This is a genomic window from Streptomyces sp. NPDC053673 (assembly GCF_055585225.1).
This window is the reverse complement of sequence record NZ_JBVJKN010000020.1, coordinates 56,739-76,196: the sequence shown is the minus strand read 5'-3', so window position 1 is coordinate 76,196 and position 19,458 is coordinate 56,739. Positions and strand designations below refer to the sequence as shown.

At 70.7% G+C, this 19,458-nt stretch carries 19 protein-coding genes and 1 pseudogene; 14 read left to right on the top strand and 6 right to left on the bottom strand.

The features are described 5' to 3' along the window. The first annotated feature begins 2 nt into the window (after positions 1-2). A complete protein-coding gene (locus tag ACZ6ZQ_RS25760; protein ID WP_453667316.1) occupies positions 3-464 on the top strand; it encodes a heat shock protein transcriptional repressor HspR in 462 nt (153 codons plus the stop codon). 213 nt (positions 465-677) lie between these two features. On the opposite strand, the gene ACZ6ZQ_RS25755 is transcribed toward ACZ6ZQ_RS25760, so the two are convergent. Next, entirely contained in the window at positions 678-1,688 is a 1,011-nt protein-coding gene (locus tag ACZ6ZQ_RS25755; protein ID WP_469770874.1) for a helix-turn-helix transcriptional regulator, read from the bottom strand. A 298-nt stretch (positions 1,689-1,986) separates the two neighbouring features. On the opposite strand from ACZ6ZQ_RS25755, the gene ACZ6ZQ_RS25750 reads away from it, so the two are divergent. Next, the gene (locus tag ACZ6ZQ_RS25750; RefSeq protein WP_453668623.1) at positions 1,987-2,307 is read left to right on the top strand and encodes a (2Fe-2S)-binding protein; all 321 of its coding nucleotides are present in this window, start codon (positions 1,987-1,989) and stop codon (positions 2,305-2,307) included. A gap of 113 nt (positions 2,308-2,420) precedes the next feature. Here ACZ6ZQ_RS25750 and ACZ6ZQ_RS25745 read toward each other — a convergent pair whose 3' ends face one another. Further along, positions 2,421-2,834, bottom strand: coding sequence for a pyridoxamine 5'-phosphate oxidase family protein (locus ACZ6ZQ_RS25745; protein WP_469770873.1), 414 nt, complete (start codon positions 2,832-2,834; stop codon positions 2,421-2,423). Between the two features lie 121 nt (positions 2,835-2,955). Here ACZ6ZQ_RS25745 and clpB point away from each other — a divergent pair, with 121 nt between their 5' ends. Continuing rightward, entirely contained in the window at positions 2,956-5,547 is a 2,592-nt protein-coding gene (gene clpB / locus ACZ6ZQ_RS25740; protein WP_469770872.1) for an ATP-dependent chaperone ClpB, read from the top strand. Positions 5,548-5,688: 141 nt separating this feature from the next. Then, the gene (locus ACZ6ZQ_RS25735) at positions 5,689-6,234 is read left to right on the top strand and encodes a type III secretion system chaperone family protein (protein WP_469770871.1); all 546 of its coding nucleotides are present in this window, start codon (positions 5,689-5,691) and stop codon (positions 6,232-6,234) included. A gap of 26 nt (positions 6,235-6,260) precedes the next feature. Here the strand turns inward: ACZ6ZQ_RS25735 and ACZ6ZQ_RS25730 are convergent, their stop codons facing one another. Then, positions 6,261-7,478, bottom strand: a complete 1,218-nt coding sequence (locus ACZ6ZQ_RS25730) for a mannosyltransferase family protein (RefSeq protein ID WP_469770870.1) — start codon at positions 7,476-7,478, stop codon at positions 6,261-6,263. Positions 7,479-7,733: 255 nt separating this feature from the next. After that, positions 7,734-8,924 (bottom strand): pyridoxal phosphate-dependent aminotransferase, encoded by a 1,191-nt coding sequence (locus ACZ6ZQ_RS25725; protein ID WP_469770869.1) that lies wholly within the window; start codon positions 8,922-8,924, stop codon positions 7,734-7,736. A 115-nt stretch (positions 8,925-9,039) separates the two neighbouring features. Between ACZ6ZQ_RS25725 and ACZ6ZQ_RS25720 the strand changes: the two genes are divergently transcribed. The 5 genes from ACZ6ZQ_RS25720 to ACZ6ZQ_RS25700 all read left to right on the top strand — a co-directional run bounded on the left by ACZ6ZQ_RS25720 (position 9,040) and on the right by ACZ6ZQ_RS25700 (position 13,721). Further along, entirely contained in the window at positions 9,040-9,282 is a 243-nt protein-coding gene (locus ACZ6ZQ_RS25720) for a hypothetical protein (RefSeq protein ID WP_469770868.1), read from the top strand. Between the two features lie 367 nt (positions 9,283-9,649). Then, positions 9,650-10,168, top strand: coding sequence for a DUF2617 family protein (locus ACZ6ZQ_RS25715; protein ID WP_469770867.1), 519 nt, complete (start codon positions 9,650-9,652; stop codon positions 10,166-10,168). An 84-nt stretch (positions 10,169-10,252) separates the two neighbouring features. Next, a complete protein-coding gene (locus ACZ6ZQ_RS25710) occupies positions 10,253-11,785 on the top strand; it encodes a polyamine aminopropyltransferase (RefSeq protein WP_469770866.1) in 1,533 nt (510 codons plus the stop codon). Between the two features lie 70 nt (positions 11,786-11,855). Beyond that, the gene (locus tag ACZ6ZQ_RS25705) at positions 11,856-12,893 is read left to right on the top strand and encodes an SRPBCC family protein (protein ID WP_469770865.1); all 1,038 of its coding nucleotides are present in this window, start codon (positions 11,856-11,858) and stop codon (positions 12,891-12,893) included. A gap of 27 nt (positions 12,894-12,920) precedes the next feature. After that, positions 12,921-13,721: an aldose epimerase family protein gene (locus ACZ6ZQ_RS25700; protein WP_469770864.1), complete on the top strand. Its 801-nt coding sequence runs from the start codon at positions 12,921-12,923 to the stop codon at positions 13,719-13,721. Here ACZ6ZQ_RS25700 and ACZ6ZQ_RS25695 read toward each other — a convergent pair. Next, positions 13,663-14,223, bottom strand: a complete 561-nt coding sequence (locus ACZ6ZQ_RS25695; protein WP_469770863.1) for a MerR family transcriptional regulator — start codon at positions 14,221-14,223, stop codon at positions 13,663-13,665. The two genes, ACZ6ZQ_RS25700 and ACZ6ZQ_RS25695, sit on opposite strands and share 59 nt — an antisense overlap. Between ACZ6ZQ_RS25695 and ACZ6ZQ_RS25690 the strand changes: the two genes are divergently transcribed. Together ACZ6ZQ_RS25690 and ACZ6ZQ_RS25685 are read left to right on the top strand one after the other, a co-directional pair. Beyond that, positions 14,222-14,992 carry a methyltransferase domain-containing protein gene (locus ACZ6ZQ_RS25690; RefSeq protein ID WP_469770862.1) on the top strand — a complete coding sequence of 257 codons (771 nt, stop codon included), beginning with the start codon at positions 14,222-14,224 and terminating at the stop codon, positions 14,990-14,992. The genes ACZ6ZQ_RS25695 and ACZ6ZQ_RS25690 overlap by 2 nt on opposite strands. 109 nt (positions 14,993-15,101) lie before the next feature. Further along, complete coding sequence (locus ACZ6ZQ_RS25685; RefSeq protein ID WP_469770861.1) at positions 15,102-15,974, top strand: MOSC domain-containing protein; 873 nt, start codon at positions 15,102-15,104, stop codon at positions 15,972-15,974. Positions 15,975-16,063: 89 nt separating this feature from the next. Here ACZ6ZQ_RS25685 and ACZ6ZQ_RS25680 read toward each other — a convergent pair. Beyond that, positions 16,064-16,279, bottom strand: a pseudogene (locus ACZ6ZQ_RS25680) (maleylpyruvate isomerase N-terminal domain-containing protein); the annotation flags it as partial. Positions 16,280-16,447: 168 nt separating this feature from the next. On the opposite strand from ACZ6ZQ_RS25680, the gene pyrE reads away from it, so the two are divergent. From pyrE to ACZ6ZQ_RS25665, 3 genes are all read left to right on the top strand, one after another. Beyond that, the gene (gene pyrE, locus ACZ6ZQ_RS25675; RefSeq protein ID WP_469770860.1) at positions 16,448-16,987 is read left to right on the top strand and encodes an orotate phosphoribosyltransferase; all 540 of its coding nucleotides are present in this window, start codon (positions 16,448-16,450) and stop codon (positions 16,985-16,987) included. A gap of 178 nt (positions 16,988-17,165) precedes the next feature. Then, entirely contained in the window at positions 17,166-18,188 is a 1,023-nt protein-coding gene (gene fbaA, locus ACZ6ZQ_RS25670; RefSeq protein WP_469770859.1) for a class II fructose-bisphosphate aldolase, read from the top strand. 70 nt (positions 18,189-18,258) lie between these two features. Then, the gene (locus tag ACZ6ZQ_RS25665) at positions 18,259-19,449 is read left to right on the top strand and encodes a MalY/PatB family protein (protein WP_469770858.1); all 1,191 of its coding nucleotides are present in this window, start codon (positions 18,259-18,261) and stop codon (positions 19,447-19,449) included. Positions 19,450-19,458 lie beyond the last annotated feature (9 nt).

The window sequence follows — 19,458 nt, the reverse complement described above, 5'->3', positions numbered from 1 at the left end:
CGATGGACGGTCGACGTCGACAGCCCGGATTCGGTAGCAGGGCCTATGAACTGACCGACGAGACGCCGGTGTACGTCATCTCGGTCGCGGCTCAGCTGTCCGGTCTGCACCCGCAGACCCTGCGGCAGTACGACCGCCTCGGTCTTGTCTCCCCGGACCGCACCGCCGGGCGCGGCCGGCGCTACTCGGCCCGCGACATCGAACTGCTCCGGCAGGTGCAGGCGCTGTCGCAGGACGAGGGCATCAACCTGGCAGGTATCAAGCGCATCATCGAGCTGGAGAACCAGGTCGCGGCGCTCCAGCAGCGCGTTGCGGAGCTCTCGGCGGCGGTGGAGAGCGCGGCGGCGGCGATGCAGCAGCGTGAGGCGCAGGTGCACGCGTCGTACCGGCGCGATCTGGTGCCGTACCAGGATGTGCAGCAGACGAGCGCACTGGTGGTGTGGCGGCCGAAGCGCGACCAGTAGCAGTCCGGTCGGACGACGGCCCTCCCCGCGATCGCGGGGAGGGCCGTCGTGCTGTGTGCCGTCCGGCTCATTCCTCCGGCGCCGGCTCCCCGGGCTCGGTGGCGGTGACATAGCCGCCGGGGACGGTCTGCCAGGGCTGTGGCGAGTCCGGCAGTGGCCGCGCCGATGGCGGCGGCCGTGGCGCAGACGGCCTCGTCCTGCCGGGCCTCTCCGTCAGGCCTCTTCCGGGCAGGGGGTGGACTGGTCCTGCTCCAGGATTCCGGACTGGGCGATGAGATAGCCGAGTTGCGCGCGCGAACCACTGCCGAGGGAGGAGGCGAGCTTGGCTATGTGGGCGCGGCAGGTGCGGACGTTCATGCCGAGGCGGCGCGCGATCGCCTCGTCGACATGGCCTTCGATGAGCAGTTTGGCGATGGAGCGCTGGACGCCGCTGATGCCGTCCGGGACGGGGGCGTACGCGACGACTTCCTCTTCCCACGGTATGCCGTGCAGCCAGAACTGGTCGAAGACGCCGACGAGGTACTGGACGAGGCCCTCGTGTCGTAGTTCGAGGGCGACACGGCGGTCGCTGCGCGCGGGTACGAAGGCAACTTTCCGGTCAACGATGATCAGCCGGTCGATGATCTCCTCGAGGGTGCGCACCTCGAGGCCGAACGGGGAGATCCGTTCCACATAGGCCAGCGTCGAGGAGTGGTGGCGGGCCGTGTGCTGGTACAGGGTGCGCATTCGGATGCCACGGTCGAGCAGGGGCTCGACGCGGCGGAGGGCCTCCTGCAGGATGTGCGGTCGGCGACCGCTGCCCGGCTGCACCGTGAGCATCTCCTCGGTGCACTCGGACGTCACGCGGTCGAGCGTCGCGTTGATGAGTTCGAGGCCCTCGAGAACGGTGATCGCGCTGGTCGAGGGCGGATCCTGGGCGGTGATGGCCATGAATGGCTCAAACGTGTCGGCCAGCGCAATAGTGCGCTGTCGCCGCTGCTGGATCTCCCGCTCTATTGGGTGTATCAGCTGATTGAGCGCGATGGACGGAGCGACCGGCCGCAACAGCTCCGGATCGTCCGGATCCGGGTGCAACAGTGCGAGATCGACGAGGCAGGGAGCGGCCCCGATCTCGGACCGGGTTGTCCGTCCCGTGCGCAGAGCGGCCGCGTAGAGGTCCTTGCCGGCCGGGCAGAGCTCATCCGGACCATGCTGATGTCGGTGATCGCCCCTCTTTGACATCATTTGCACCCCCCTCAGGGTCCTGAATTACAGGAACATGATGCCTGCCTCCGCTGGTGGAAGCGTTCTGAGTGAGCCATCGTCTTAGGCGCGGGGGAGGAGGTAAGGACCAAAAGAGGTGGAGATCGGTCATGACCAGGATGGTTCGCGCACTTAGCGCTATAGCCGTTGCGGCTGCTCTCGGTGCTCTCGGTGCTCTGGGCGGCAGCGAGGAGCCCTCGTGGGACACTGCACCGGCGCTCAAGGTGATCGCGGCTCCAGGTGAGCCTTCATGGGACATCGCTCCGGCTGGTACCGACGCATGAGCGTTCCCCCGGACGACCGTGTCTTCCGGCGTGAGATGGCGACCGCGTACCGATCCGGGTGGCACTTCATCGATCTCGTCACGGCCATCCCCCACCGTGGTGATTCGTTGATGGTCACTCTCTTCGGGGAGCCGATCGTCGTCGCCCGCGAGGACGACGAGGACGTCCGCGCCTACCGGTGCCTTCGCCGGCCCCGGGGGGCCCCACGACCCGTTCGCTGCGCCATCAGGTACGGAATGATCTTCGTCAATCTCGATCAGCGGGACCACCAGCTGGTCGAGCCAGAGACCACCACCGCCACCCCCCGCAGTGCCTGAGCGGTTCCCCCGTCGTTCAAGATCGCTCAGGCGCTTCCCCCACACAGCGGCGCCATCGTGGACCTGAAACACGATGGCGCCGCTGTGCTTTGCGCTTTCTCCGGGGCCCCGGGTCAGGCCCGGCCCATCGCGCGGGTGAGCGCGATCTCGATGACCACCCGGTCCGGGTTCGGGGCCGGGGTGCGTCCGTAGCGATCCGCGTAACGGGCGACGGCGTCCGCGACCACCTCCGGCTCCGTACGGACCGTGGCGCGCCCCTCCAGGGTCGCCCAGCGGCCCTTGTCCACCTGGCAGACGGCGACCCGTGCCCCCTCCGGGCCCGCGGCCAGGACGTTCGCGACCTTGTGGCTGTGCTTGTTGGTGATCACGCGGGCGATGCCCTTCTCGCCGCCCTCCGGGTCGTAGGTGACACCCACCGCGACGACGTGCGGGCTGCCGTCGGGGCGCGGGGTCGTGAGCGTGCACATGTGGTACTCGCGCCAGAAGCTGAGATAGGACGTGTCGGGGTGTCGCGGGTCGATGGCCATGCCCGGAACCTACCTGCGGGCGGCTTCGGCGTACTACCCTGGACAGCGCCTTGAGTGGAATAGACTCAACTTTATGTAGGTTGTGTGAGTCAAAGGCGATTCGGAGGAGGAGAGACCGCACGTGGACGCAGAGCTGACCAACAGGAGCCGGGACGCGCTCAACGCCGCCACCACCCGGGCCGTGTCCGAGGGGCACCCCGACCTGACCCCCGCGCATCTGCTGCTGGCCCTGCTCGCGGGCCAGGACAACGAGAACATCACCGATCTGCTGGCCGCGACCGACGCGGACCAGGCCGCGGTACGGTCCGGGGCGGAGCGGGTGCTCGCCGACCAGCCCAGCGTGACCGGGTCCACCGTCGCCCCGCCGCAGCCCAACCGCGAGCTGCTCGCCGTCATCGCCGACGCCGCGCAGCGCGCCAAGGAGCTCGGCGACGACTACCTCTCCACCGAGCATCTGCTCATCGGTGTCGCCGCCAAGGGCGGGCGAGCGGGCGAGGTGCTGTCCCGGCAGGGCGCCACCGCGGAGAAGCTTCAGGAAGCGTTCGAGAAGGCAAGAGGAGGGCGCCGGGTGACCACACCCGACCCCGAGGGGCAGTACAAGGCCCTGGAGAAGTTCGGCACCGACCTCACGGCCGCGGCCAGGGACGGAAAGCTCGACCCCGTCATCGGCCGTGACCACGAGATCCGCCGCGTCGTCCAGGTCCTGTCGCGCCGCACCAAGAACAACCCCGTGCTGATCGGTGAGCCCGGCGTCGGCAAGACCGCCGTCGTCGAGGGCCTCGCCCAGCGGATCGTGAAGGGCGACGTCCCCGAATCGCTGCGGAACAAGCGACTGGTCTCCCTCGACCTGGGTGCGATGGTTGCGGGTGCGAAGTACCGGGGCGAGTTCGAGGAGCGCCTGAAGACCGTCCTCTCCGAGATCAGGGAGAGCGAGGGCCAGATCATCACGTTCATCGACGAGCTGCACACCGTCGTCGGCGCGGGCGCCGGCGGCGACTCCGCGATGGACGCGGGCAACATGCTGAAGCCGATGCTCGCGCGCGGTGAGCTGCGCATGGTCGGCGCCACGACGCTCGACGAGTACCGCGAGCGGATCGAGAAGGACGCGGCGCTGGAGCGGCGCTTCCAGCAGGTGCTGGTCGCCGAACCGACGGTCGAGGACACGATCGCGATCCTGCGCGGACTCAAGGGCCGTTACGAGGCCCACCACAAGGTGCAGATCGCGGACAGTGCCCTGGTCGCCGCCGCGACCCTGTCCGACCGGTACATCACCTCCCGCTTCCTGCCCGACAAGGCCATCGACCTCGTCGACGAGTCCGCGTCCCGGCTCCGTATGGAGATCGACTCCTCGCCGGTCGAGATCGACGAGCTGCAGCGCTCCGTCGACCGCCTCAGGATGGAGGAGCTCGCGCTCTCCAAGGAGACCGACGAGGCGAGCAAGCAGCGCCTGGAGAAGCTGCGCCGCGACCTCGCCGACAAGGAGGAGGAGCTGCGCGGGCTCACCGCACGCTGGGAGAAGGAGAAGGAGTCCCTCAACCGTGTCGGTGAGCTGAAGGAGAGGCTCGACGAGCTGCGCGGCCAGGCCGAACGTGCCCAGCGCGACGGTGATTTCGACACCGCGTCCAAGCTGCTGTACGGGGAGATCCCCACGCTGGAGCGGGAGCTGGAGGCGGCCAGCGAGGCCGAGGCCCAGCACGAGGCCGCGAAGGACACCATGGTCAAGGAGGAGGTCGGCCCGGACGACATCGCGGACGTGGTCGCCTCCTGGACCGGGATCCCCGCCGGCCGGCTGCTGGAGGGCGAGACCCAGAAGCTGCTCCGCATGGAGTCCGAGCTCGGCAAGCGGCTCATCGGCCAGACCGAGGCCGTACGGGCCGTGTCGGACGCGGTGCGCCGCTCGCGGGCCGGTATCGCCGACACCGACCGCCCGACGGGCTCCTTCCTCTTCCTCGGCCCGACCGGTGTCGGTAAGACCGAACTGGCGAAGGCCCTCGCGGACTTCCTCTTCGACGACGAGCGGGCGATGGTCCGCATCGACATGAGCGAGTACGGCGAGAAGCACAGCGTCGCCCGCCTGGTCGGCGCGCCTCCCGGTTACGTCGGCTACGAGGAGGGCGGCCAGCTCACCGAGGCGGTGCGGCGCCGGCCGTACAGCGTGGTGCTGCTCGACGAGGTGGAGAAGGCGCACCCCGAGGCCTTCGACATCCTGCTGCAGGTCCTCGACGACGGCCGGCTGACCGACGGCCAGGGCCGGACGGTGGACTTCCGCAACACCATCCTGATCCTGACCTCCAACCTCGGCAGCCAGTTCCTGGTCGAGCCGCTGACGAGCGAGGAGGAGAAGAAGCAGCAGGTCCTGGAGGTCGTGCGGGTCTCGTTCAAGCCCGAGTTCCTCAACCGGCTGGACGACATCGTCGTCTTCTCGGCCCTGTCGAAGGACGAGCTGGTGCACATCGCCGAGCTGCAGATCGGGCGCCTCGCGAAGCGGCTCGCCGAGCGCCGGCTGACCCTGGACGTCACCCCGGAGGCACTGGAGTGGCTGGCCGAGGAGGGCAACGACCCGGCCTACGGCGCGCGGCCCCTGCGCCGCCTCGTCCAGACCGCGATCGGCGACCGCCTCGCCAAGGAAATCCTCTCGGGCGAGATCGAGGACGGCGACACGGTCCGTGTGGACCGCTTCGAGAACGGCCTGATCGTGGGCCCCGCACAGTGACGCCCCGGGGCGCGGGGCTCCGTCCCGCGCCCCGGCCCGGCGCAGAGATCCGGACACGTCGTGCCGAAGGCCCGGCGGGGGTTGCCACCCCCCGCCCGGGATGGGGGAGGATGGCCGTATCCGTACGAAGGGAAACACCCGGTGAGCATCGACCCGTCCTCGATTCCGAATTTCGGGGGCCAGCCCCAGCCTCAGGCCGCAGGACCGGCGGGCCCGGTCATCCCCGACCAGGACCTGGTCAAGCAGCTTCTCGACCAGATGGAACTGAAGTACGTCGTCGACGACGAGGGTGACCTCGCGGCGCCGTGGGAGGAGTTCCGTACGTACTTCATGTTCCGCGGCGAGGAGGAGCAGCAGGTCTTCTCGGTGCGGACGTTCTACGACCGTCCCCACGCGCTCGAGGACCGGGCGAAGATCCTCGACGCGATCGACGACTGGAACCGCCGCACGCTGTGGCCGAAGGTCTACACGCACACCCACGAGGAGGAGGGCGAGCCCGCCTCGGTCCGTCTCATCGGCGAGGCCCAGATGCTGATCGGCACCGGCGTCAGCCTGGAGCACTTCGTGTCCTCGACGGTCAGCTGGGTGCGCGCGGCGATCGAGTTCGACAAGTGGCTGGCGGAGCAGCTCGGTCTGGCCACCGCCGAAGAGAAGCCGGCGGACGAGAAGCCCGCCGACGAGGCCTGAGCGGGCCGCGAAGCCCTCAGCAGCACTCACAGCGCCATCGGGGCGAGCGTCAGGACGTACGCCCCGTAGCTGAACGACAGCCCGGCCAGGGCGACGATCACCGTGATCGCCGCCCTGGGCCGGGCTTTCGTCAGTGCGGACGCCAGGGGCAGCAGCAGCGGGAACGCCGGCAGCAGGAAACGCGGCTTGGACTCGAAGAAGCCGGATCCACCGACCGTGATCACCACCAGTACCGCGGTGTACACGAACAGCGCCGGCGGCGGCCGGTCCAGCGTGAACAGGGCGAAGAGCAGCACGCCCGCACCGGTGATCACCAGTGCCATCGGGAAGCCGAAGTAGGCGGGCTCGGTCACGATGCTGCGCACCACCTCCAGCGAGCCGCGCCCCAGGTCGAACCGCGACGTCCAGCCGCTCTGCACCGCGAAGTACCCGCCGAGCGGATCGCCCTTGCGCACCCCCACCCACAGCAGATAGCCGAGCCACCCGGCGGGCGCCAGCACGGCAGCCGCCCAGATCCTGGCCCGGCCGGCGGCCGTGCCGCGCCGCCGCCACAGCTCGCGCCCCGCCATGACGCACACCGCCGCCGCGACCGCGATGCCGTTGGGCCGGGTCAGTCCGGCGAGCGCCGCCAGCGTGGCGGCCCACATCCAGCGGCCCGTCAGCAGTGCGTACAGCGACCACGCGGCGAACGCCGTCAACAGTGGCTCGGTGTACGCCATGGACAGCACGATCGAGTGCGGCAGCAGCCCCCACAGCAGCACGACGAGGGTGGCGACGGTCCGGCCGTGCAGCCGCTCGACGACCGCGTAGATGCCCCACGCCGCGGCCCCCGCGGCGATCCACGACAGCGCCAGACCCGCCGTGCCCCCCGCCACCGGGACGAGCGCCGTCACGGCCCGGACGAGACCGGGGTAGAGCGGGAAGAACGCCAGGTCGGACTGGACGGCGCCGTCCGGCCAGTACAGCGTCCGCCCATAGCCGTGCGCGGCGATACGGGCGTACCAGTCGGAGTCCCAGGAGGTGGCGAGCAGCGCCCGGGGGGACTGGCCGATGTGCCAGGCCCACAGAGCCAGCAGCACCATCCCGGTGAGCCGGGCCGCCGCGAACAGCCCGAGCGCGGGGGCGGCCCGGAGCAGGGCGGCACGCAGCGGCGGAACGGACCGGGAGGCGTCGACGGGCGGTGCTGTCTTGTCGCAGGTCTCGGCGGACAGGGGGCACCTCCGTGCGCGCGCGTGATCGTTCAACCCGACCATCGTCGGCGCATGTACGCGGCGCGAGCGCTGGGCAGCCGCCCGGGTGGAATGCGCCCGCGGGCCGCCGCGTGCACGCGTGTCGCCGTGACAGCGGCCTGGTCGGCCGCTACGGGTGCCGGTGCGGATCGCGCCGGGCCGATCCACAAGGCGCCCCGGCCCGGAGTCCCTGCCTGGCGTCCTTGCCTGCAGCCCCGGCCCGCCCGGTCCCCGCCCGCAGTTCCGGCCCGCAGTCCCGGCCCGGGGCCCTCAGCCCGCCGTCAGACCCTTCAGCCGGGAGACCGCCTCCTCCAGCACCTCCACCCGCTTGCAGAAGGCGAACCGCACGAAGGGCGCGCCCTGTTCGCGGTGGTCGTAGAAGACGGCGTTCGGGATCGCGACCACCCCGCAGCGCTCCGGCAGGGCGCGGCAGAACGCGAAGCCGTCGTCCTCGCCGAGCGGGCGGATGTCGGTGGTGACGAAGTACGTCCCGGCCGGCCGGTAGACCTCGAATCCGGCCGCCGCGAGCCCCGAGGCCAGCAGATCCCGCTTGGCGCGCAGATCGTCCCGGAGCCCGTCGAAGTACGTCTGCGGCAGCGCGAGCGCCTCGGCGACCGCGTACTGGAAGGGTCCCGACGAAACGTACGTGAGGAACTGCTTGGCCGAGCGCACGGCGCCCACCAGCGGAGCGGACGCCGTCACCCAGCCGACCTTCCAGCCGGTGAACGAGAACGTCTTGCCGGCCGAGCCGATGGTGACCGTGCGCTCGCGCATCCCGGGGAAGGACGCGATCGGTGTGTGCGCGCCGTCGAAGACCAGGTGCTCGTACACCTCGTCGGTGACGACCAGCAGATCGCGTTCGACGGCGAGCGCCGCGACGGCCGCCAGCTCCTCGTGGGTGAGGACGGTCCCGGTCGGGTTGTGCGGGGTGTTGAGCAGGATGAGGCGCGTGCGGTCGGTGACGGCGTCCCGCAGCTCGTCCAGGTCCAGGTGGTACGCCCCGTCCCGGGGGCGGAGCGTCACCGGTACGCGTGTCCCGCCCGCCATCGCGATGCACGCGGCGTACGAGTCGTAGTACGGCTCCAGCGCGATCACCTCGTCGCCGGGCTCGACGAAGGCGAGCAGCGCGGCCGCGATCGCCTCGGTCGCGCCGGCCGTGACCAGCACCTCGGTGTCGGGGTCGTGGCCGAGGCCGTACCGCTCCTGCTGGTGACCGGCGATCGCGGTGCGCAGCTCGGGCACGCCGGGGCCGGGCGGGTACTGGTTGCCGCGGCCGTCGCGCAGCGCGCGCACCGCCGCCTCCCGCACCTCCTGCGGTCCGTCGGTGTCCGGGAAGCCCTGCCCGAGGTTGATCGAGCCCGTCCGCACGGCCAGCGCGGACATCTCCGCGAAGATCGTCGTCCCGAACTCGGCGAGGCGTCGGTTGAGGAGGGGGCGCGCGCTGGAGGTCATGGCGGCCATCCTGCGCGCAACCTCTGGACTTGCTCAAGTCTGCTTTGGGCCCGGATGGCCGAGGGCATCCCCCAGGCACACCAGAAGCAGCCTCGCTTCGGGGGACGAAGGAAAGGTGAGGTCGATGGAAATCATTCTCATCGCGCTCGTGCTGATCACGATCGTCGTGCTGGCGAACGCCGCCTCGGTCAGGAGCGCCCGCCGGAAGAGGTCGGGGCGGCGCAGCGGAGGCAGCGGGAGCAGCGGGAGCAGCTGGTGGGCCGGGGGTGGCGGCGACGGTGGGGGTGGCTGCGGCGGTTCGTCGTCGTGTGGTGGCGGCAGCAGCTGTGGCGGCGGGGGCGGCTGCGGCGGGGGCGGCGGCAGCTGAGGCAGTGGCGGAGGCGGCTGACACGGGGCAGCCGGTCCGCCCGACCGAAGGCGCCCGACGGGACGAACTCCCGTCGGGCGCCTTTCTGTTGACGCGCGATGCACGTATCAGGCGCGGTTGTGCACCGTCTCGATGGGTTTCTGTTGAACAGTTGAACCGTCAGGCCCCCGAGGGGATGGAAAGCACGTCAAGTTGGGTAAAAGCGCTGTGAGCGCCGCGCACTTCATGATTCCCTCGCTGTTGAGAACATCCAGCCCTCGGGCCTCCAGTGGACCCGAGCAGGCGATCCCCATCTCCTCTGTGCATCCTCCGGGGCGCCCCGGATCGCCCTGTCAATCCCGTTACGCGTGCTTTGCGGAGCCGACCCATGCTCACGACCCTGAAGACCTCCTACACCGATACCCGCGCGGCCGATCTGGCCTGGGCGCTGGGTCGGGAGCCGCTGCCCGCCCTTGCCGCGCTCGACCTCGAACTGGCGGGTGCAAAGCTGCAGTTGAGACTTCTGGGCGCCTCCCATCAGGTGCTGCTCGAGGAGGATCACGGCACCTGCTCCGAGACCGTCGCCTGCATGCCGGGCAGCAGCACTCCGCTGCCGCTGGGGATCGCCAAGCGGCTCGGGGAGTGGGACTACGAGTTCGCGGCGCGCGTCGAGATGCTGTCGAAGGGCTCGTTCGCGGGGCGCGCGCAAGAGCTCCTCGCGCTGGTCGCGGACCATCCGAACGGGCTCGCCGGTACGTTTCCCGGCTCGCCGCACGCGTTCACGGCGATGGTGGCACAGCGGCTCGAAGGCCAGGTGCGGTGGCGGACTTGGCACGCGTATCCGCAGGAGGGTCAGCTCGTCGTGACCCGTACACGCGTCGGCGCACGAATGCCCGCTGCGCGCTGAGTCCATGCATCTCTGCGGCATTTTGCGGCAGTTGCACCCGTGTGGGTGACATGATGCGACGGATATGTGACGTAGCGTTACGACATGATCGACCCGCCAATGACAAAACCGGTCCAGGGCGGGGTGCGGCTGCCCGTCCGTCCGGGGGCGGGCCGGTTCCTCGTCCTCCTTGTGGTCTTCGTCTGCGCCGCCTGCGGACTGGTGTACGAGCTCGAACTCGTGGCCCTCGCCTCGTACTTGATCGGTGACTCGGTCACCCAGGCCTCCGTGGTGCTCTCCGTCATGGTCTTCGCGATGGGGCTCGGCTCCCTGCTCGCCAAGCGGATGCGCTGCCACGCGGCCGTCGGCTTCGGTCTGGTGGAGGCGGCGCTCGCGCTGATCGGCGGCTGTTCGGCGCTCGTGCTGTACGCGGCGTTCGCCTGGCTCGGCGAGGCGCGGTACGCGCTGGTGGGGTTCTCGCTCGCCATCGGCGTGCTGATCGGCGCGGAGATCCCCTTGCTGATGACGCTGATCCAGCGGGCCTCCCGGCGCGGCGGCCGGGCCGACGAGGATGCCGCGGGCACGGTCGCGGATCTGTTCGCGGCGGACTATGTGGGCGCGCTCGTCGGCGGGCTCGCCTTTCCCTTCCTGCTGCTGCCGTGGCTCGGCCAGCTCACGGGCGCACTGCTCACCGGCGCGGTGAACGCGGTGGCGGGCGGGGCTCTCGTGCTGTGGCTGTTCCGGCGGGATCTGTCGGCGCGGGAGCGCTGGTGGCTGCTCGCGGCGAATCTGACGGTGCTGGCCGTCCTGGCCACCGCGACCGCGCTGGTCGCCGAATTCGAGGCGGCCGCGCGCCGGGCGGTGTACGGCGAGCCCGTGCGGGTCGCCGTACGGACCGAGGTGCAGGAAGTCGTGCTGACCGGGGCGGAGCACGGTCCGGTCGATCTCTTCCTGGACGGCCGGCTGCAGGTCAGCGGGGGCCGCGAAGGCCGGCACCACAGGGCGCTGGTGAACCCCGCGATGAGCCGGGGACCGCACGCACGCGTGCTGATCCTCGGCGGGGGTGACGGGCTGGCGGCGCGCGAAGTGCTCCGGCACCCCGGAGTGCGGTCGGTGACCGTCGTCGAGCTCGACCCCGGCATGGTGCGGCTGGCCCGTACGGACCCGGCGCTGGCGGCGCTCAACGGGCATGTGTACCGGGACCCACGGCTCAAGGTCGTGTACGCGGACGCCTTCCGCTGGCTGAGGGGACCCGAGGCGGCGCAGAGCGCGTACGACGTGGTGATCTCGGACCTGCCCGACCCGGGCGAAACAGCCAGCACCAAGCTGTACTCACAGGAGTTCTACGGGCTCGCGGCGGGTGTCCTCGCGAAGGGCGGGCGGCTCGCGGTGCACGCCGGACCGCCCGCGGAGCGGTCGCGTACGTACTGGACCGTGGAGTCCACGATCCGCGCGGCCGGGTTCGCGACCCGCCCGTACCGCGCACCGGGCCGGCCCGACCGGGGGTTCGTCCTCGGGGTCCTCGCGGTGCGTGGCACCCCGTCGCCGGCGCCGGGGCCCGGGGTGGTGGGCATGGAGCACGAACGGCCGCGGGGTGTGCCGCCGTCGACGCTGCTGCGCCCGCGGTACGCCGAGTGAGCGCCGTGAACTGTGCCGGTTCCGCGCAGAAGGGCGCCGTCCGGGCCCGGGCTGAGTAGGCTCGGTTCCCATGGAGCATGAGGTGTTCGTTCCGGTTCCGGCAGAGACCCTCCGGCAGACGCTGGCCGACCCCGCGCGCGTCGCGCGCTGCGTGCCCGGGCTCCAACAGGACGCCGACGCGTCGGCGGGCCCGCTCGCCGGCCGGCTGAAGATCCGCGTGGGCGGCCACACCATCACCTACCGCGGCGCCCTGCGGATCACCGAGCAAGGCGGCGACTTCGCGGTCGAGGGCGAGGGAACCGAGGCCCGCGGTTCGGGCTCCGCCAAGCTCGCCCTGACGCTCCGCCTCACCCCGGTCGAGGGAGGCACGACCCTCACATTCACCGGAACGGCCCACGCCGACGGCCGCCTCGCGGAGGCCGCCCCCGCCACGGCACAGCAGGCGGCGACACGTCTCCTCGACCGTTTCACCTCCTCCCTCGTGTCCGCGGGACCGGTCCCGGACGCGGGCGGTGGCGACGAGGCACCCGACGTCTCGGGCACGCCCGAGGGCGACACCTCGACGCGGGACGCGGAGCCCGGCCCCACCGGAGGGACGGCGGAGCACGGGGCCGGTGCCGACGCTACGACGGAGGCGCAGGGCGACCTGCCCGGCTCGTCCGTGGGTGACTCCGGCGCGGAGACGGCGGAGGCGGCGGAGGCGATGGACGCGACGAACGAGTCGGCGCAGGCCGGCGACACGGCGGATGATGCGGCTGCGGCGTCGGTGGACGGCACGTCCGGCGACGCAGGCGACGAGGGCGACGAGGACGACAGCGCCGCGTCCGTGTTCGATGTGGACGTGCCGTCGTCGGCGTTGGATCCGCTCGCCGATGAGGGGTTCGGTGCGGGCGACGAGCCCCCGGCAGAGGCGGCACACGCGCGGCGGACGATGATCGGGCGGAGCGCGGAAGAGGTCGACCACGCGCCGCCGCGCGGGCGGTACGCGCCGGTTCCGCCGCCGCAGGCCGCCGCAGCGGGCGGCACGCTGCGCTGGGTCGCGCCGGCCGCCGCGCTCGCGATCGCCTCCGCCGTGGTGGTCGGACGTGCCCTGCGACGCCGCAGGTAGCGTCCACAGGGCCAGTAGGGTTCGGGTGTGAGTAGCGAAGAGAGCGTCCGGCTCACCGCCGGAGACGTCGAGTTGACCGTGAACCCGGCGAACGGCTGCCGCATCAGCAGTCTCCGTATCGGCGGGACCGAGCTGCTGCGGCAGGGCGAGCACTACGGCTGCTTCCCGATGGTGCCGTGGTGCGGACGGACCGCGAACGGCCGCTTCAGCACCGGCGGCGTCACCCACGAGCTGCCCGTCAACTCGCCGCCGCACGCCATCCACGGCACCGGCCGCGACGCTTCCTGGCGTACCGCCCGCACCGGTCCGACCGAGGCCGTGTTCACCTACGTACTCGGCGATCCCTGGCCGTACACCGGAATCGTCACCCAGATGTTCGTGCTGACCGAGGACTCCCTCACGCTCCAGCTCGGCATCGAGACGTACGACGTGTCGTTCCCCGCCCAGGCCGGCTGGCACCCCTGGTTCCTGCGCAACGCCTTCCCCGGCGGCAAGCCGGTCCGGCTGGACTTCATCCCCGACTGGCAGGAGGAGCGCGGCGAGGACCACCTCCCCACCGGGCACCGGATCGGTCCCACTCCCGGGCCCTGGGACGACTGCTTCGGCATGGAGGACGGCGTCGACGTCACCCTCACCTGGCCGGAGCACCTGGAACTCACCGTGAAGAGCCGCGCCCAGTGGGTCGTCGTCTACGACGAGCCGGAGGATGCGGTCTGCGTCGAGCCGCAGTCCGGCCCGCCGAACGGGCTCAACACCCTCCCGCGTCTGGTCACGCCCATCGACCCCCTGGAAGTCGCCACGACGTGGAGCTGGCGGAGGCTCGCCTAGGTGTTCTGTCCGGGGAGGTTGGTGCCACGGCCTTGATCACTGGCTCTCCGGCCGGACTTCGGGAGCCTGCCCGCTCAGCGATGAGCCGCCGGTAGTTCGGACACTGGGTGACGTCCTCGTACTCGCAGCTCAGACCGCCCTCGATGAGATCCAATGAGGCCTGGGCCGCTGCGATTCTCGACCGGAGCTCCTCGGCCGCAGGACGCAGGATCTCGTGCCGGGTGGCGCGGTCGACGGTTGCGGACAGGGTCCTGATGGTGTTCAGGCCAAGGCCGGCCTCCTTCAGGATGAGGATCGTCGCCACGCGGGTGAGGTCGTCCGCACCGTAGCGCCGGCGCCCGCCGGCGTCCCGTCCTGGGTGCAGCAGGCCCATCGCCTCCCAATGTCGCAGCACGTGCGTGGCCAGGCCGAACCGTGCCGCGACGGCGCCGATGCTCAACGTGCCGGCGCCGCCGTCTTCGCTTGACTTCATGCCGACATTAAGTCGCAGCATGAGGTCCATGTCCAAGGATCACGAAGCGGTGGAAGAGCACCGCGACACCGAAGACTTGCTGGCCGTCCTCGACGCTGCGGACCGGATGCCGAGCGCCACTCGGCTGCGGGCCCGCTCCTACGAACTGCTTTCTCTCGTCCCGGGCTCGACCGTCGTGGACGTCGGCTGCGGCGCCGGACGAGTCGTCGCCGAGCTGGCCGAACGCGGCGTCCACGCGGTGGGCGTGGATCCCAGCCCGTGGATGCTGGCGGCGGCCCGGGAGCGGTGGCCGGAGGCCGAGTTCCGGGAGGCGGGGGCGGAGGATCTGCCGTTCGCCGACGGAAGCGTGCGCGGCTACCGTGCCGACAAGGTCTTCCACGTGCTTCAGGAGCCAGGGCGCGCGGTGGCGGAGGCACGACGGGTCCTCTGCCCGGGCGGCAGGATCGTCCTGGTCGGTCAGGACTGGGACGCCATCATGATCGACTCCGATGACGCGGCGCTCACCCGCACGATCGTGCACGCCCGCGCCGACCTCCTGGGCACGCCCCGCGCCGGCCGTCAGTACCGCAGTTTGCTCCTGGCCGGCGGCTTCGACGATGTCACGGTCGAGGTGCACACCAGCGTGTTCACCGACCCCGCGACGCTGTCACTGCTCGCGAGGCTCGCCGAGCCGGCCTGCGCCAGCGGCGCCGTCGGCCGCGACCAGGCGGACGAGTGGCTCGCCGAACAGCGCCGACGCGCCGAGGCCGGCCGCTTCCTCGTCGCCATTCCGTTTTTCGTGGCCTCCGCCTCCGCCTGAGAACTCCTGACGAAATGACCTTCAAAGGAGTTGGATCACTCCGAGACTGATGACAACACCCCATCAGGACTGGCGTTCTAGTCTGGCCGTCGATCGAAGGAGGCGGCACATGGCCGACGTCGTAGAACTCATCTGCTACCCCGTCAAGGGATGTGCGGGCACGTCGACAAGCGATGCGCTCCTCACCCCGGCGGGACTCGCGCACGACCGCAGTTTCATGGTGATCAGCGAAGACGGGGTCTACCGCACCCAGCGCCGCCATCCCCGCCTCGCCCTGGTCCGACCCGCAGTCAGCGCCGACGGCAGCCGGCTCACGCTCGATTCGACCGACACAACGGGCCGTTACGGCACGGTGCGCCTCAACGTCACCACGTCCGCGCCGCGACGCGACGTCGACCTGTTCGGCGCCGCCTTCCAGGGGATTGACCAGGGCGACGAAGCCGCTGCCTGGCTCTCGGAGGTCCTCGGCACCCCCAGCCGCCTGGTCCGCGTTCCCCCGGAGCACGACCGGGTCGCCGACGGCTTGACCCCTGGCCCCTCCGGCTACGCCGACAGCAGCGCCGTACACCTGCTGTCCCGGTCCTCCCTCACCCTCCTCAACCGGCGGATGGCCGAGCGCGGCTCCCCGCCCCTGCCGATGAACCGCTTCCGTCCGAACATTGTCGTCGACAGCGGCCCCGGCCAAGGCCATGACGGTGGCGACTGGGCGGCCGTACCGCACGCCGAGGACCGCGCGCGCGGCATCAGGATCGGCGGGGCCGAACTGGGTTATGCCAAGCTCGCGGTGCGCTGCGCGGTCACCCTGGTCGACCAGGAGGCCGGGGCGCGGCAGGGGCGGGAGCCGCTGCGTACGCTCGCAAGCTACCGGCGAGCGGCGAGCGGAGGCGTGGTGTTCGGCGCGAAGTTCTCCGTGGTGCGGCCGGGCAAGCTGTCTGTCGGCGACGAGGTGGTCGTCCAGGAGTGGGGCGAGGCCGAACTGTAAGAAGGCGCAGGGTCACGTCCTACTCATCCGGGTCCCAGGCCAGGAGCTGGTCGAAGAGACGCCGGTCGCCGTCGACCTTCAGGGAGTCCCCGAGGCGCAGCCGAGGTGCCCCCTGCGGACTTGGCCGGGGGAGCGTCGGCAGGTCCTGCGGCGACGATGGCGGCCCACTTGCGGCGCCCCTCGCCCAGATGCTGCACCAGATCGAACAGCGTCCACTGGGGGCAGGTCGGCACCTGCACGTCGAGGCTGGGCGCGGAGGCGACCGCGGCTCGGAAGGCGGTCGACCGTTCGTCGATCAGCCGCAGCAGATCGGGGAACTCCAGAGTCTTTCCACTCCGGGTGCGTATCACCGTGCTCCGGCAACCGGACAGCGGTTTTCGCAGCCACGCGGCAAGCGCGACAACGCGGCGAGGTGCGGTGCCAGGGCACGCGAGCCCGGCAAGATCCGGAAGACAGGCCCTAAGCTGCTGAGCATGACTGACGTACGCGCTGAGCTGCTCCAGCAGATCAAGGACAAGGCCGTGGTGCACGGCAAGGTGACCCTCTCCTCGGGTCGTGAGGCCGACTACTACATCGACCTGCGCCGGATCACGCTGGACGGCGAGGCCGCACCGCTGGTCGGTCAGGTCATGCTCGATCTGACCAACGAGCTGGACTACGACTGCGTGGGCGGCCTCACGCTGGGCGCCGACCCCGTCGCGACGTCGATGCTGCACGCCTCGGCCGCCCGCGGTGAGCGCCTGGACGCCTTCGTCGTACGGAAGGCCCAGAAGGCGCACGGCATGCAGCGTCGGATCGAGGGTGCCGACGTCAAGGGCCGTCGCTGCCTCGTCGTCGAGGACACCTCGACGACCGGCGGCTCGCCGCTGACCGCGGTCGAGGCGGTTCGCGAGGCGGGCGGTGAGGTCGTGGCCGTGGCGACCATCGTGGACCGTGGCGCCGCCGGTGCCATCGCCGAGGCCGGGCTGAGCTATCTGACCGGCTACCGGCTCGCGGACCTCGACCTCGACTGACACCCGGCGCCGGTCACAGTTTGACCTGCGGTTTCTCTGAGCGGCGGGAGTTTCACGTGAAACGTCCCGCCTTCACCCCTGGAGCCCCTCTCGGCGTCTGGAAAGATAGGTGCGACGATGACGTCGCCCCCAGGTCAGGGCCAAGCAACTCAAACCGCACATCACAAGGAGCGGACAGATGCCCATCGCAACCCCCGAGGTCTACAACGAGATGCTCGACCGGGCGAAGGCAGGCAAGTTCGCCTACCCGGCCATCAACGTCACCTCGTCCCAGACCCTGCACGCTGCGCTGCGCGGCTTCGCGGAGGCCGAGAGCGACGGCATCATCCAGATCTCGACCGGTGGCGCGGAGTTCCTGGGCGGCCAGTACAGCAAGGACATGGTGACCGGCGCGGTCGCCCTCGCCGAGTTCGCGCACATCGTCGCCGCCAAGTACGACGTCACCGTCGCGCTGCACACGGACCACTGCCCCAAGGACAAGCTGGACGGCTACGTACGTCCGCTGCTCGCGGTCTCGGCCGAGCGCGTCGCCAAGGGCCAGGACCCGCTGTTCCAGTCGCACATGTGGGACGGCTCCGCCGAGACCCTCGCCGACAACCTGGCCATCGGCCAGGAACTGCTTGCCCAGGCCGCCGCCGCCAAGATCATCCTTGAGGTCGAGATCACCCCGACCGGTGGCGAGGAGGACGGCGTCACCCACGAGATCAACGACGAGCTCTACACCACCGTCGAGGACGCCATCCGCACCGCCGAGGCGCTCGGTCTGGGTGAGAAGGGCCGCTACCTGCTGGCCGCGTCCTTCGGCAACGTCCACGGTGTGTACAAGCCGGGCAACGTCGTGCTCCGCCCCGAGCTGCTCAAGGACCTGCAGGCCGGCGTCGCCGCCAAGTACGGCAAGGCCGACCCGTTCGACTTCGTCTTCCACGGCGGCTCCGGCTCCACGGCCGAGGAGATCGCCACCGCGCTGGAGAACGGCGTCGTGAAGATGAACCTCGACACCGACACCCAGTACGCCTTCACCCGCCCCGTCGCGGACCACATGTTCAAGAACTACGACGGTGTGCTGAAGGTCGACGGCGAGGTCGGCTCGAAGAAGACCTACGACCCGCGCAGCTGGGGCAAGCTGGCCGAGGCGGGCATGGCGAAGCGCGTGACCGAGGCGTGTGCGGCGCTGCGCTCGACGGGCACGAAGCTCAAGTAAGCGTTCATGGTCCGACGGGCCCGGCACCACCTCGGTGCCGGGCCCTCGGTATGTCCTTCGGAGGATCATCGTGGAGCACGGCTACGAGTACGGCTACGAGCGCGGCTACGACCACGAGTACGACTTCGACAGTGCTGTCGACCGGCGCGGTACCGCGTCTGTGCAGTGGGACGGTGTCGCCGATCGCTTCGGGGTGGACGGGCTGCTGCCGTTCACCATCTCCGACATGGACTTTCCGTCGCCGCCGCAGGTGCTGGACGCGCTGCGGGAGCGCCTCGCACACGGGGTGTTCGGGTACACGGACTGGCGGCTGGGCGACTTCCGCGAGGCGATACGCGAGTGGTACGCGACGCGGTACGGCACCACGCTCGACCGGGAGCGGATCGTGTACGGGCCGTCGGTGCTCAACCAGCTCTCACAGCTACTGCGGATGTGGACGGAGCCCGGTGACGGCGTGGTCGTGCACACCCCCACGTACGACGGTTTCCGCAAGGCGGTCACCGGTCTCGGACGGGAGCTGCGCGGTGTGCCGGTGGGTGACCCCGTGGGTCTTGAGCGGGAGCTGGCCCGGCCGGACGCGAAGGTCCTGATCCTGTGCTCGCCCCACAACCCGACGGGGCGGGTGTGGACGGAGAACGAGCTGGTGGAGACGGCACGGCTGGCGGAGGCGTACGGCGTCGCCGTGATATCCGACGAGATCCACGCGGACTTCGTGCACGACGGGTACTGCCATCTGCCGTGGACACGGTTCGCGCGTGACGGGCGATGGGCGGTGATCACGTCCGCGTCGAAGGCTTTCAACTTTCCCGCGCTGACGGGTTCGTACGGGATCATCGGCGATCCGCAGGAGCGTGCGGCGTTCATCCGCCGCATGGAGACGGGTGAGGGGCTCGCCTCGCCGTCGGTGCTCTCGCTGACCGCGCACATCGCCGCGTACCGGGAGGGCGCGGCATGGCTGGACGCGGCGCGGGGGTACGTCGCCGGGAATCTGGCGATGCTGGCGGAGCGGCTGGACTCCGCGTTCCCCGCGCTCGGCTGGGAGCCGCCGCAGGCCGGGTATCTGGCGTGGGTCGACCTGCGGGCGCTGGGGGTGAGCGACGACGCGCTGCAGCGGGAGCTGATCGAACGGGAGAAGGTCGCGATCATGCCGGGCGCGGTGTACGGAGCGGAGGGCTTCGTCCGCCTGAACCTGGGCTGCCCCCGGTCCAAGGCGGAGGCGGGCGCGGACGCGCTGATCCGTGCGCTGTCCAGACTGACCTGACGGGGCGCC

Excerpts from the sequence above, each read along its gene's own strand:
- ACZ6ZQ_RS25760 (WP_453667316.1), top strand. The coding sequence starts at position 3 with ATGGACGGTCGACGTCGACAGCCCGGATTCGGTAGCAGGGCCTATGAA.
- ACZ6ZQ_RS25755 (WP_469770874.1), bottom strand. The coding sequence starts at position 1,688 with ATGATGTCAAAGAGGGGCGATCACCGACATCAGCATGGTCCGGATGAG.
- ACZ6ZQ_RS25750 (WP_453668623.1), top strand. The coding sequence starts at position 1,987 with ATGAGCGTTCCCCCGGACGACCGTGTCTTCCGGCGTGAGATGGCGACC.
- ACZ6ZQ_RS25745 (WP_469770873.1), bottom strand. The coding sequence starts at position 2,834 with ATGGCCATCGACCCGCGACACCCCGACACGTCCTATCTCAGCTTCTGG.
- ACZ6ZQ_RS25725 (WP_469770869.1), bottom strand. The coding sequence starts at position 8,924 with ATGGCCGCCATGACCTCCAGCGCGCGCCCCCTCCTCAACCGACGCCTC.
- ACZ6ZQ_RS25720 (WP_469770868.1), top strand. The coding sequence starts at position 9,040 with ATGGAAATCATTCTCATCGCGCTCGTGCTGATCACGATCGTCGTGCTG.
- ACZ6ZQ_RS25715 (WP_469770867.1), top strand. The coding sequence starts at position 9,650 with ATGCTCACGACCCTGAAGACCTCCTACACCGATACCCGCGCGGCCGAT.
- ACZ6ZQ_RS25710 (WP_469770866.1), top strand. The coding sequence starts at position 10,253 with ATGATCGACCCGCCAATGACAAAACCGGTCCAGGGCGGGGTGCGGCTG.
- ACZ6ZQ_RS25705 (WP_469770865.1), top strand. The coding sequence starts at position 11,856 with ATGGAGCATGAGGTGTTCGTTCCGGTTCCGGCAGAGACCCTCCGGCAG.
- ACZ6ZQ_RS25690 (WP_469770862.1), top strand. The coding sequence starts at position 14,222 with ATGTCCAAGGATCACGAAGCGGTGGAAGAGCACCGCGACACCGAAGAC.
- ACZ6ZQ_RS25695 (WP_469770863.1), bottom strand. The coding sequence starts at position 14,223 with ATGGACCTCATGCTGCGACTTAATGTCGGCATGAAGTCAAGCGAAGAC.
- ACZ6ZQ_RS25685 (WP_469770861.1), top strand. The coding sequence starts at position 15,102 with ATGGCCGACGTCGTAGAACTCATCTGCTACCCCGTCAAGGGATGTGCG.
- pyrE (WP_469770860.1), top strand. The coding sequence starts at position 16,448 with ATGACTGACGTACGCGCTGAGCTGCTCCAGCAGATCAAGGACAAGGCC.
- fbaA (WP_469770859.1), top strand. The coding sequence starts at position 17,166 with ATGCCCATCGCAACCCCCGAGGTCTACAACGAGATGCTCGACCGGGCG.